The sequence below is a fragment of the Kitasatospora cineracea genome, assembly GCF_003751605.1.
GTDB lineage: Bacteria > Actinomycetota > Actinomycetes > Streptomycetales > Streptomycetaceae > Kitasatospora > Kitasatospora cineracea.
This window is the reverse complement of sequence record NZ_RJVJ01000001.1, coordinates 4,781,212-4,793,705: the sequence shown is the minus strand read 5'-3', so window position 1 is coordinate 4,793,705 and position 12,494 is coordinate 4,781,212. Positions and strand designations below refer to the sequence as shown.

Genomic DNA, 12,494 nt, shown 5'->3' with positions numbered 1-12,494 from the left:
ACGGACGGCCTGCCGCGGGTCGGCGGGTCGGTCGGGGCCGGGGCGGTAGGAGCGCCGGGCCGGCCCGGGCAGCGGCGGAGCGGGCTCAGCTGTTGCGGCGGGCCAGGGAGCCGCTGAGCACGGTGGCGAAGAGGCACCACCCGGCGTAGGGCACGAGCGCGGCGGCCGCGGCAGGGTCGTGGCGGGCCGTCCGCCTGATCAGTCGCAGGGTGTCGGCGTCCAGCAGGAGGCTGCCCGCGACTCCCGCCGCGGGGCTGCGCAGCCCGAAGAAGAGCCAGGTCCACCCGGCGTTCACCGTCAGGTTCGTCCCGTACGCGGCGGCCAGGGCGGCGCGTTCGCGGCCGCGGGTCCGGCCGAGCGCGTGTCCGGCGCTCCACGCGATCGAGGCGTACAGCGGGGTCCACACCGCCGGGAACACCCAGGGCGGGGGTTGCCAGCGGGGCTTGTCCAGCGACCGGTACCACGGGGTTGCGGGGCCGGAGGCCCGTGCGCCCGCCACGGCGGCGGCCGCCACCGCCAGGGCGGCGCCCGCGTACGGGGCCGCGCGTCGTGCCTTCACCGACCGGGTCGTCCACCTGCTCGTCATGCTCCGCGTGTGTCCGGCCCGCCCCGGTCCATGCACCGCGCCCCGGTCCATGCGCCGCGCCCCGGTCCATGCGCCGCGCCCGGGGCCGGGTGCGGGGGCCGGGGCCGGGTGCGGGGGCCGGGCGGGGCAGCGGTGCCTATCGTGGAAGGACTCCCGACCGGGAACCGGCGGCGTACGGCAGGTGGATCGTGAGCGGACCCGTCATCGACTACCGGGCCGTCTTCCAGGCCCTGCCGGGCGCGGTCGCCCTGCTCACCCCCGACCTGGTGTTCGTGGAGGTGAACGAGGCGTACCTGTCGCTGTCCGGGCGCGACCGCGCGCAGGTGGTCGGCCGGTTCCTGTTCGACGTCTTCCCGGACAACCCCGGCGACCCGGCGGCCAGCGGCGTGCGCAACCTGCACGCCTCGCTGCGGCGCGTCACGGCCACCGGGGTGCGCGACACCATGTCGCTGCAGCGCTACGACGTGGAGGTGCCCGGGCGGCCCGGGGAGTGGCAGGAGCGCTACTGGAGCCCGGTCAACGTGCCCGTCCTCGGCCCGGACGGGGAGGTGGTGCTCCTGGTGCACCGGGTCGAGGAGGTCACCGAGCTGATCCGGGCCCGCGGCATCCGCGACAGCGGCCGGGCCCGGGCCCTGGGGGCCGAGCTGTACAGCCGGGCCCGGGAGCTCCAGGACGTCAACGAGCGCCTGCGCCGGGCCCACGCCCGCGAACGGGAGGTGGCCCTGCACCTGCAGGCGGCGATGCTGCCCGCGCTGAGCCTGCCGGACCACCACCGGGCGGCCGTCCGCTACCGGCCCGCCGCCGGTGCGCTGAACGTCTGCGGCGACTGGTACGACCTGGTCGACCTGCCCGACGACGGGCGCACCGCGGTGGCCGTCGGCGACGTGGTCGGGCACGGGCTGCGCGCCGCCGGGGTGATGGGGCAGCTGCGCAGCGCGCTGTCGGCCGCCTCCCGGGTCGCCGCCGGCCCCGCCCAGGCCCTGGAGGTGCTGGACCGGTACGCCCGTTCCGTGGACGGCGCGGAGAACACCACCGCCGTGTCGGTCTTCATCGACCGGTCCGACCGCACCCTCGCCTACAGCAGCGCCGGTCACCCGCCGCCCGCGCTGTGCGGCCCGGACGGGACGGTGGCCTTCCTGGACCGGGCCACCGATCCCCCGCTGGGTGCCCGTCCCGAGTTCGCCGGACGCCCCCAGGCGCGGACGGCCTTCGCCGAGGGCTCCGTCCTCGTCCTGTACACCGACGGCCTGGTCGAGCGCCGCCGCGAGGACATCGACGTCGGCCTCGGCCGGCTGGCCCGCTCGCTGGCCCGCCACCGCCGCGCCGGACCCGGCCCGCTGGCCGACGCCCTGCTCGCCGACCTCGTCCCGCCCGCCGGGCTCACCGACGACACCGCCCTGGTGGTGCTGCGCCTGTGAGCGGGCCCTCGCCCTGCACGCCGGCCCCGCGTACGCCTTCGCGGGGCACCGGGCCGCCGCGCTGCTGACGGGCGGGCCCGCGGAGGCGGACTTCGAGGTGCACCGGGACGCGGCGGGGGCGCCGGCCGCCTCCACCGCCTCGGCGGGCCGGGGCCGTCCCGCGCGAGGGCCTTGCTGCTGGAGTACGGCGCGCTGCCCGGTCCGGGACACGCCTGCGGGCACGACCTGGTCGCGGCGGCCGGTCCGGGCTCACCTGGCGGGCCCGGCGGCGCGGCCGGGGTGGTCGGCGCCCTCGGTGCTGCCGGTGCTGCCGGTGGCGTCGTCGGTGCCGTCGGTGCCGTCGGTGCCGTCGGTGACGCTGCTGATCAGGTCGACCAGCCCGGCGCGTCCGCCGCGGCGCAGTTCGCGGAGCTGGCGGACCGCGCCGTTGCCCTCGGTGAGCAGGCGTTTCAGGAGGGGTTCGACCAGCGGGGCGTCGCCGTGGCGGCGCAGGGCGGGGCCGAGGGTGTCGAGGACCCGGTCCACGACCGCCGGCGGGGAGTCCAGGGTGCCGGTGCGGGGGTCGTGGAGCCGTTCGGTGCAGCCGTGGCGGGCGGCGTACCAGACCGCGGCGGCCAGGGCCTCGGGGTGGAACGCGGCGGCGTGGGCGGGGTCGGGGTCGGCGAGCAGGGTCGCGGCGACCGCCCGGACCAGGCCGGTCAGCATCACGGCCTCGTCGACGCGGAGTTGGACGTCCATGGCCCTGATCTCGACGGTGGGGTAGCGCTCGGAGAGCCGGGCCTGCCAGTAGAGCCGGCCCACGTCGCCGATCAGTCCGGTGTCGACCAGGGCGCGGATCCGGGCGTCGTAGTCGGCGGCGCCGTCGAAGTGCGGGGGGACGCCGCTGACCGGCCACCGGCTGAAGACCACGGTCCGCCAGTCGGCGAAGCCGGTGTCGGTGCCGTTCCACAGCGGCGAGTTGGCGGACAGTGCGACGAGCAGCGGCAGCCAGGGGCGCAGGCCGTTGAGGAGGGCGACGCCCGCTCCGCGGTCCGGGACGCCGACGTGCACGTGCATGCCGGTGATCAGCTGTTCGTCCGTCAGCTGCGGGGCGTCCCCGTGGATGGTGCGGTACCGGGGGGTGTCGCTGACCGGTACCGACAGGCGGTCGGTGAAGGGGGCGGCGCCGACGGCGGCCAGCCGGCAGCCGTGCGAGGCGGCCGCCTCCGCGAGGGCGCCGCGCAGCCGGGTCAGGTGGGCGCCGACCTCGTCGAGCGTCTCGCAGACCGGGGTGGCGACCTCCAACTGCGCCTGCAGCAGCTCGCGTTGCACCTCGCCCCGATCGATCCCGGGTTGCTGCTCGGCCGCCTGCCGGACCTGTTCGGCCCGGGCCACCGGCACTCCGGTGGCGGCGTCCAGCAACAGGTACTCCTCTTCCACACCCACGGTCACCATGGACGGCGGCTACCCCCGAACGGGGTGCCCAATCGCCGCTGCCGCCCCGCCGGGAGGGCGGGGCGGCAGCGGCGGGCGGGCCGGGGGGCGGGGCGGGTCAGTCGCGGTGGTGGGCGAAGGCGTCCTTGGCCCGGTCCAGCAGGGAGGCGAAGGGGCCCACCGTCCACTGCAGGGCCGGTTTGCCGGCGGTGCCCGGGTGCGGGTGGGTCGGCGCGATCCGCTCGGCCGCCAGGAGGCGGCGGCCCATCGCCCGGCGCTGGTCGGCGTCGCAGGAGGCCCGCAGCGCGGGGAACTCCTCCGTCTCCTCGTGCTGTGCGTGGGCCTCCACCGCCTGCTGGAAGGCGGTGAGTTCGGCGTCGAACTCGGGGCTCGTCACGTCGAGCTTCTCCAGTTCCAGCAGAGCGCGGTTGGCCTCGGCCTCCTCCTCGTTGCGGGCCTTCGCCTCGCCCTTCCCGGCCGCGCGCTCGGCCGCGGGCCGCACCACCAGCTCCTCGCCGGTCTCGTGGACCGCCAGCAGCGCCCGCAGTTCGTCGAACGCCTGCTGCTTGTGCTCGCCCTGCGCGGCGCGGACGTCCGCGAACAGGTCCCGGATCCGCTGGTGCTGCGCCAGCAGGACGTCGACGACGTCCTCCTGCGGCGCCGTCCCCGTCCCCGTCCCGGTGGTCGTGCCGGTCATGGTCTGACTCCTCTCGCTGGCGGATCGCTGTCCGCGGTCGTCTCACCGGCCGCCCCGGCGGCAAACGGGCTTTCCGGAACCAAACGGGCGTTCCGGCCGGAATCCGCCGCGCCGGGCCGGGCGGGGGCGGTTCGGGTGGCATTCTCCGGGCGGCACCGGGGAGACGGGGGGCGTGCGTGCCGAACGCGCTGCCCGCCGCTTCCGTCCCTGGGGAGATCCCGTGCCCGTCCACTCCCGTCTCGCCGTTCTCGGTGCCGGCACCGCGCTGGGCACCGCCCTCGTCCTGGGTGGCGCCCCTTCCGCCTGGGCCTGTGACGAACGGCCGCCCGCCACCGCCGCGCCGACGCCGGAGCCGACGCCGTCCTCGCCCTCCCCCTCCGCGACCGGTACCGACTCCGACCCCGGCACCGGCTCCGCGACCGCGGCGCCGTCCGCCGCGCGGTCGGCGCCGGCCGCTTCGCTGGCCCTCCTGCCGGGCGCGGAGCGGACGCTGGTGGCGGGCGGCGCCCCGGTCGAGTTCACCGCGGAGATCGGCAACACCGGCACCGCCGTCCTGGACGGCGCCGCGCCGCTGCCCGCCCTCCGCAACGACGCCGCCCGGAGCCCGCAGGAGGCCCTGCGGGCCGACGAGTTGCTGCTGCAGGTGCGGACCGCCGCGGGCTGGGAGTCCCTCCCGCTGGCGGTCGGCTGCGACCGTTCGCTGCGCGGTGGCGGCGCCCTGCCCGCCAACGGCGTCGCACCGGGCGGGAGCGCCCGCTACACCTTCCGGCTCTCCGTCACCGACGGCGACGCTGCCGCGCAGCAGGTGGACGTCCGGCTCGGGCTGCGGTCCGGGTCGGCGGACGACTTCGGGTCCGCCCCGCACACCACCCTCCGGGTCACCCGCCCGGCCGCGCCCGCCGCCGGGGCACCGGCCGCCGCGCAGCCGTCCGCGGCGGGGACGGCGTCGAGCGCGCCGACCCCCCGCACCGAGGTGCTCGGCGTCGGCGCCCCGCCCGCTCCCGCCCGCAGCGGCGCGGCCGCTCCCCCGGCCTCGGACGCCCGCACCGAGCCGGCTCCTTCCCTCGCGGCCGTGAGCCTGCCGTCCCCGGCCGACGGCGGGCGGCCGCCGACCTCCCTGCTGATCAGCGGCGTCGTCCTGATCGCCCTGGGCGCGGTCGGTTTCGCGCTGGTGCTCGTCCACCGCCCGGCCCGTCACCGCTGAACGCCCGCCGTGCCCGGCGGCGGTCGGGTCCGGCCGTCAGGGCGGGTCCGGGGGCGCGGGCGGGCGGCGGGGATCGGCTGCGGTGCGGCGCCGGGGACGACGGTGTCGGCGGTCGAGCCGATGCCTTCGACGGTGAGCACGACGGTGTCGCCGACCTTCAGCGGCGCGGGCTGCCGCGTCCCGGTCGCCGACACCCTGACCCTGGACGACCTGTCCCGCCTGCCCTGGGCCGTCCACCAGCGCACCCACGACACCCCCGCCACCCGCCAACTCGCCCTCCTCGGCCCGCACGGCGGCGTCCGCACCCTCCCCTGCCCGTTCGAGCCCGTCCCGCTCACCGAGGCCCTGTGGTGGCACCCCGCCCACGCCCAGGACGCCGCCCACCGGTGGCTGCGCGGGACCGCCGCCCGGGTCGGCGCCGGACTCCAGCAGACGGTCCGTCAACTTCCGTCCTCCTGAGGGCCGTTCACCCGGACGACCGGCCTCCGGGTGCCGATCCTCCTGGCGGACGGAGGGGTTGGGCGGTCCGCCGCCGGAGAAACGTCCGCCGTTCGGCGGGTCCGGGCCGCCCGTTCTGCGAGGATGGCACCGTCGGTGGCGGCACGGACACGACAAGGGGGCGCCCATGGCTCGGATCGTGGTGGTCGGCGGCGGGATCGCCGGAACGGCGGCCGCGCTGGCCCTGCAGAAGGCCGGCCACGAGCCGACCGTCCACGAGGCGCACCCCGAAACGGACGCGGACATCGGCGCGTTCATGACCCTGGCCAGCAACGGCATGCGCGCCCTGGCCGGGTTCGACGCCGCCCGGGCCGTGGCCGGCGTCGGCTTCGACGTCACCCGGATGAACGTCCTCGACGCGGCCGGGACCGAACTGGCGGCCGTGCCGCTCGGCGAACACGACCGGCCGCTCACCCGCTACCGCTGCCTGCGCCGGGCCGAACTCGCCGCCGTGCTCCGGGCCGAGGCCCGCCGGCGCGGGATCGACCTGCGGCACGCCGCCCGGCTCACCGGCGTCACGGAGACCGACACCACCGTCACGGCCCGCTTCGCCGACGGCACCACCGCCACCGGGGACCTGCTGGTCGGCGCCGACGGCCTGCACTCCACCGTCCGGGCCTGGCTCGACCCGGACGGCCCCGGCCCCGCCTACGCCGGGCAGCGCGTCTTCTACGGCTACAGCGACACCGCACCGCGGGCCGCCGCCGCACCCGGCCTGATCACCATGGTCCGCGGCAGCGCGGCCGCCTTCGGCTACCTGGTCCCGCCCACCGGCCGGACCCACTGGTTCGCCCGCGTCCCGGGCCCGCCGCTCGGCCCGGGGGAACGCGCCCGCACGACACCCGCCCAGTGGCGCGCCCGGCTGGAACCGCTGCTGCGCCCCGACCGCACCCCCTGCGCCGACATCGTGGCGGGCACCGGCGACGACCTGATGGTCATCGACGCCCTCCACCTGCCGCCCGGGGGCCGCTGGCGCGGCCGCCGCACGGTGCTGATCGGCGACGCCGCGCACGCCGCCTCCCCCGCCACCGGGCAGGGCGCCTCGATGGCGCTGGAGGACGCCCTCGTCCTCGCCAAGGCCCTCCGGGACACCCCCGCCCTCGACGCCGCCCTCGCCCGCTACGAACACCACCGCCGCCCCCGGGCCGAACAGAACACCGCCGCCAGCGCCCGCCTCACCGCCGCCCGCCCCGCCGAGGACACCCGGGGCGGCGCGGACACCCGGCGCGCCGCGGACGGCGGGTCGGACGAGGCGCTGCTGCGCCTGCTCGACTGGAACACCCCGCTCTGAGCCCGGTCCGGTCCCGGGCGGTGAAGCCGCGGCCCGTCATCGAAGTTCGGCCATCTGACGGTCGATCAGGTCATAAGCGGAGCAACATTGTTCGCTTCCGCCGTGCGTCCCGCCTGCCGCTGCCAGACTGGCCGACGCCCCGCGAGGGGTGCGAGGCGTGTCCGTCGCCGCTCCGGGTCGGGGGAGGAACGGGAGCGGCGTTCCGTGCGTGTGGGAGGGGAACAGTGGCACCTCAGGAATCCTTGCTCAAGATCTACGGTGACCGGTCGTACCGGCACGTGACGATGGCCCGGCACCAGGGCACGACCATCGCGTTCGCGATGGACTCGGCCCGGCGGATCGTCTACTCCGTGCTGGACCTGGCCGGCCAGCAGTCCAAGGGGGACGCGGACGCCGCGTACTGGAGCGACAACCCGGCCGAGCTGGTCCTGCCGCGGGAGATCGCCGAGGTCGGGTTCGCCGTGGTCGGGGCGACCGCGATGCCGACGGTCAAGCGCGGCGGCGCCGAGGCGGCGGTCGACGAGCGGCCGTTGGACAGCGAGATCGACCCGTACCTGTCCACCACCGCGCGGTTGACCGCGGACGCCCCGTTCCACGTGGTGTCGGACGGCACGTACGTGGTGGTGCTGCGGCAGTCGATCGGTGAGACGCACCCCGACGCGGTGTACAAGCTGACCGGCGGCGGCTGCTCCGCCGACGCCTCCCGCACCGACTACGTGCTGAGCGGCACGAAGAAGGTGCCGCTGGTCCGCGACACCCTGCTGTGCGACCGCTTCCTGCTGGTGGACGGCAAGCTCAAGCCGGTGCTGGAGGTGCGCTACAAGCGCAGCCGGCACGCCGGCCGTCCCGCGTCGGCCAAGGACACCCTGGGCACCGAGGACATGGAGGGCCGGCCGTTCTACGAGCCGACCCAGGAGCTGTCGTTCGTCCGCAACCTGACCCGCGGCCGGTTCGCCGCGGTGCTGGTGCCCACCGCGGTCAGCAGTGCGCGGCGCTGGCAGCTGTTCGCCCACAACGACGCCACCGGGAGGATCGACGGCTTCAGCGTCGAGCAGGGCGACCAGGGGCTGTTCAACACCCAGGGCACGCGTTTCTACACCAGCCCGGACCCGCTGTACCGGGACGCGGTGTTCGAGCGCAGCCCGGGCACCTGCCCGTTCACCAACCAGGATCTGGTGCCGGTGACCAGCACCGAGGGGCACGCGGAGACCGCGCTGGGCCTCACCGGGACCAACGACGCGCACGTCGACCTGGGCGACCCGGCGGCGCTGCGCTTCGGCGGCAGGGCGTACTCGATCGAGGCTTGGGTCAAGCCCACCGCGTACGACCGCCCGGTGCTGTCCCGGGGCGGGGAGTACCGGTTCGGCCTGGACGCCGCCGGGTCGCTGCGCCTCGCGCACGAGGGGGCCGCGACGGCGGTCGTCTCCACCGACACCGTCCCGAAGGACGTCTACACGCACGTCGCGGCCACCTTCGACGGGACGACCGCGAAGCTGTACGTCAACGGCAGGCTGTCCGGCAGCGGGGCGATACCGTTCACACCGGCCACCGGCGTGAACACCCTGATCGGCAAGCAGGTCTCCGGCGCCGCCGCCGACCTCTTCGCGGGCGACCTCGACGAGGTGCGGGTGTGGAGCCGGGAGCGGTCCGCCGCCGAGCTCACGGACGACCTGAACCACCGCCTGATCGGCAACGAGCCGGGCCTGACCGCCTACTACCGGTTCGACGAGGGCTCCGGGACCACCGCCCACGACCAGAGCGACCGGGCCCTGCACGGCACGCTCAAGGGCGACGCGAAGTGGACCGGCTCGGACGCCCCGGTCGGCGACCACCCCGGGGTGCGCCGCGACAGCTTCGTCCTCAAGGGGCGCACGGTCGAGTCCGGCATGTCCGCCGTGATCTACCACCAGCAGGAGAACGTCTCGGCCGGCTACCGGCCCGACCCCAAGCCCGCCAAGCGGCAGGCCCGGGTGCTGCTGGCGTTCGCCGCCAAGTACGGCCAGGAGCCCGCGCTGGTGAGCCTGGACTTCGCCGTCGGCCGCGACGGCCGGCTCGCCCAGGTGCCCGACGTGCTGGACCCGGCGGTGCTCCGGCGGCCCGTGAAGGGCCAGGACTCCGAACAGGTCAGCGCCCTGCAGCAGTTGATCCGGCAGCTGGAGCCGGAGGTCGCCGCCCTGCCGGTGGAGATCGCCCGGCTCAAGGCCACGGCCGGCCAGGTCGACTACTGGCAGGGGGAGCACGACCGGCTGCTGCCGGGGTTCGAGCGGCTGGAGCGGCAGTACCTCGCCGAGAAGGACCTGCCGACCGCCTGGAACCACGCCCTGGAAGTCAAGGTCCCGCGCGATTCCAACGGCCAGGTGGTGCGGTACTTCAACACCCCCATCCACACGTCGGTCATCGTCTCTCTCGGCCCCATCCGCACGACCTGGCGGCTGGAGGAAACCGGCGAGAGCCAGAACGGCAGGCCCTACTACTGGCTGGTCGGCAACGAGCGGAACAACCTCGACCTGCACGTCCGCAACAACGCGACGGCGCAGAACACCATGCTGGACACGATCGTCCGCGAACCGGGCAACCCCTTCGCCCAGTTCCAGCTGACCGCCGAGGGTGAGTACACCCGCATCGTCAACCGGGGCAGCAAGCTCGCGCTGGGCCTGCCCGCCTCGTTCCCGGCCCCCACCCCGGTCCAGGCGACCGAGTGCCTCACCGGCGACTCCGGCCTGATCAAGCTGGTGCCCGTCTCGCTGCGCTCGGGGCTGGACACGACGTACCCGCCGGCCAAGCAGGAGATGGACAACGCGCGCCAGCGCCTCCAGGAGGCGAAGACGGCCGGGCAGCGCGTCAAGGAGCTCGAGCTCAAGCTGATCGGCAAGCAGGCGGACCTCAAGGACGCCCAGGAGAAGCTGGCCCGCCTGTCGACCGCCCTGCAGGGCGACGACGACCTGACCGTGGCCATGCCGCTGATCTCGGTGGACACCACCGGGCTCAGCCTCTCCGGCGGCCTGCTCGAATTCGCCCGCGGCACCGACCGGCCCGCGCTGCTCGACAGCGGCACCGGCAACGTCGTGCTGTACTTCCGCGGCGCCAACGAGCAGTTCTTCGCCGTCTACTACGACACCGCCGTCACCCGCGGCACCCAGCGGCTGACCGGCAACGGCGGCACGCTCGGCTTCCTCGCCCGCGACCCGGGCGTCCTGCTGGACAACGCCGTCATCAAGGTGTCCGACGGCGACGCCCCCGGCCGCTGCGACCTGACGGTCACCGTCGGCGGCGACACCGAGACCTGGCGCTCGCTGCCGCGCAAGGCCGATCAGCTGGCCGCCGCCCTGGCCGGGCAGTCCGGCCAGGCGGTCACGGTCGGCACCGTCGCCCAGGTGACCGGCAGCACCGTGGAGTTCACCGCGGCCACCACCGTCGCGGTCGCGGCCAAGGCCCACCTGCAGATCGGCGCCAACGGGTACGCCGCGTCCGCCGACGCCCCGGTCGGCGCCAAGACGCTCACCCTCACCGGGCCGGGCACGGCGGTCAAGCCGGGCGACACGGTCACCGTGGTCGGCTACGACTGGGCCCGCGCCGAGTCCACCCGGGTCGGGGTCCTGCTCTCCGCAGGCTCCCGGCTGATCACCCTGAACACCGGCGGCGCCACCTCCGTGCCCAACGGCACGGCCGTCCTGGTGACCGGCGGCCGCGGCTGCCGCTGGCGGGCCGAGATGCCCGGCCGCGCCTTCCTGTTCGACGGCAAGGACCAGTACCTGACGCTGCCCGCCGCCCAGCAGAAGAACGCCGCCCCCGCCGGCGACCTGACCCTGGAAGCCTGGGTCAACCCCGAGGCCGGACGGGGCCGGATCATCCACGGCCGGACGGACGGGTCGGGATACTCGCTGGGCCTCGCCGAAGTCGGGCTGCCGGTGCGGCAGTTCGTCGGCCAGAGCAAGGAGGTGCTGACCAACTCGCTCGACCTGGCGGGCCGCGACTTCACCATCGAACTGTGGGCCAAGCGCAGCCAGGCCCGCGCTGCCCGGGAACCGCTGCTGCTCCACGGCACCCCGGAGGGTCGGCAGAGCCAGACCCTGTGCCTGTGCTTCGAGGTCAACGGGACCTTCCGCTTCGCGCTGTACGGCGACGACCTGGACACCGCCCAGCCCTACCCGGACCTGGACTGGCACCACTGGGCCGCCGCGTACAAGGCCGCCACCCGCGAGCAGATCCTCTACCGGGACGGCATCGAGGTCGCCCGGCGCACCGCCTCCGCGCCGTACCAGGGCAACGGGCCGCTGATGCTGGGCCACTTCCCCTTCAGCAACGAGTACCTCGACGGCCAGATCGACGAGGTGCGCGTCTTCGGCCGGGTCCGCACCCCGCAGGAGATCTCCGCCCAGCGCTACCAGCGGATCTCCGACCGGGAGCCCGGCCTGCTGGGCCGCTGGACCTTCGAGGGGTCGGGCAGCCCGGCCTCGCCGATCAAGGGCTACCAGGTGGTCGCCCGGGTCGGCGAGCGGGTGCTGCGGTCGGCCGACCGCTTCCCGTGCAACGAGTGGGCGCACCTCGCCGCGACCTTCACCCAGGCCTGGGCGCTGCGCCTGGACGGCGGCGAGGGCCTGTCGGTGGCCTCGCAGGACTCGCTGAACCTCCTGGAGGACCTCACCGTCGAGGCGTTCGTCCAGGTCGACAAGGTGGGCGCGCCGATGGCGCTGGTCACCAAGGGCACGGCCGTCAACGGCGGCCGGGAGGGCGTGCCGTACCAGCTGGGCGTCCTGGCCGACGGCCGGGTGGAGTTCGCCTTCGCCGAGGCCGACGGGAACCCCGTCCGGTACGTCTCCGACCGGGCCGTCAAGGCCGGGGCCTTCCAGCGGATCAGCGTGGTGCGCCAGCGCCGCAAGGCCGAGGTGTCCGCCGCCACCGGCACCCAGCCGGCCAACGCCGGCCAGCCCGAGCAGGACATCCGCTTCTACCTCGACGGTGGCCTGGCCGGCAGCTACGTGTACGGCGGCCCGGGTCCGCAGTCCAACAGCAGCGACCTGGAGATCGGCCGGGGCCTGAACGGCGTCCTGTGCGAGGTGCGGCTGTGGAGCTCCGCACGGACGTTCAACCAGCTCGGCCAGCCGGTCGCCGTCCGCGAGAAGGGGCTGCTGGCGCGCTGGCCCTTCGAGGAGAACGCCGGCAACACCACCCTGGACGTCTCCGGTTCCTTCCCCGCCAAGCTGCGCGGCGCCCGCTGGACCCGTGACGTCGACCCGGCGGCCAGCCCGCTGCGGCTGTACCGCAACGGCGAGCCGCTGCTCGCCACCACCGCCCCGCTCCCGGCGGACCTCCTCCCCTACGGCGACCCGCAACTCACCCTCGGCGCGCGGCTGGAGGGGGCAAGCCCACCGAGCTGCTGACCGGCA

At 75.6% G+C, this 12,494-nt stretch carries 8 protein-coding genes; 5 read left to right on the top strand and 3 right to left on the bottom strand.

Annotated features, from left to right (window positions below; all coding sequences use genetic code 11):
• Positions 1-85: 85 nt before the first annotated feature.
• Entirely contained in the window at positions 86-559 is a 474-nt protein-coding gene (locus tag EDD39_RS21695; protein WP_244256897.1) for a TspO/MBR family protein, read from the bottom strand.
• A gap of 212 nt (positions 560-771) precedes the next feature.
• On the opposite strand from EDD39_RS21695, the gene EDD39_RS21690 reads away from it, so the two are divergent.
• Entirely contained in the window at positions 772-2,004 is a 1,233-nt protein-coding gene (locus EDD39_RS21690; RefSeq protein ID WP_425269755.1) for a PP2C family protein-serine/threonine phosphatase, read from the top strand.
• Positions 2,005-2,253: 249 nt separating this feature from the next.
• Here the strand turns inward: EDD39_RS21690 and EDD39_RS21685 are convergent, their stop codons facing one another.
• Positions 2,254-3,438: a carboxylate-amine ligase gene (locus EDD39_RS21685; protein WP_123558449.1), complete on the bottom strand. Its 1,185-nt coding sequence runs from the start codon at positions 3,436-3,438 to the stop codon at positions 2,254-2,256.
• 97 nt (positions 3,439-3,535) lie between these two features.
• Positions 3,536-4,114, bottom strand: a complete 579-nt coding sequence (locus EDD39_RS21680; RefSeq protein ID WP_123558447.1) for a hemerythrin domain-containing protein — start codon at positions 4,112-4,114, stop codon at positions 3,536-3,538.
• 220 nt (positions 4,115-4,334) lie between these two features.
• Here EDD39_RS21680 and EDD39_RS21675 point away from each other — a divergent pair, with 220 nt between their 5' ends.
• The 4 genes from EDD39_RS21675 (at position 4,335) to EDD39_RS21655 (ending at position 12,488) form a co-directional block, all read left to right on the top strand.
• Positions 4,335-5,318, top strand: a complete 984-nt coding sequence (locus tag EDD39_RS21675; protein WP_123558445.1) for a hypothetical protein — start codon at positions 4,335-4,337, stop codon at positions 5,316-5,318.
• 132 nt (positions 5,319-5,450) lie between these two features.
• Positions 5,451-5,777 carry a type 2 periplasmic-binding domain-containing protein gene (locus tag EDD39_RS21665; RefSeq protein ID WP_208765554.1) on the top strand — a complete coding sequence of 109 codons (327 nt, stop codon included), beginning with the start codon at positions 5,451-5,453 and terminating at the stop codon, positions 5,775-5,777.
• Positions 5,778-5,943: 166 nt separating this feature from the next.
• Positions 5,944-7,107 (top strand): FAD-dependent monooxygenase, encoded by a 1,164-nt coding sequence (locus EDD39_RS21660; RefSeq protein ID WP_123558443.1) that lies wholly within the window; start codon positions 5,944-5,946, stop codon positions 7,105-7,107.
• Positions 7,108-7,349: 242 nt separating this feature from the next.
• Positions 7,350-12,488 carry a LamG domain-containing protein gene (locus tag EDD39_RS21655; protein WP_123558441.1) on the top strand — a complete coding sequence of 1,713 codons (5,139 nt, stop codon included), beginning with the start codon at positions 7,350-7,352 and terminating at the stop codon, positions 12,486-12,488.
• Positions 12,489-12,494: the final 6 nt, after the last annotated feature.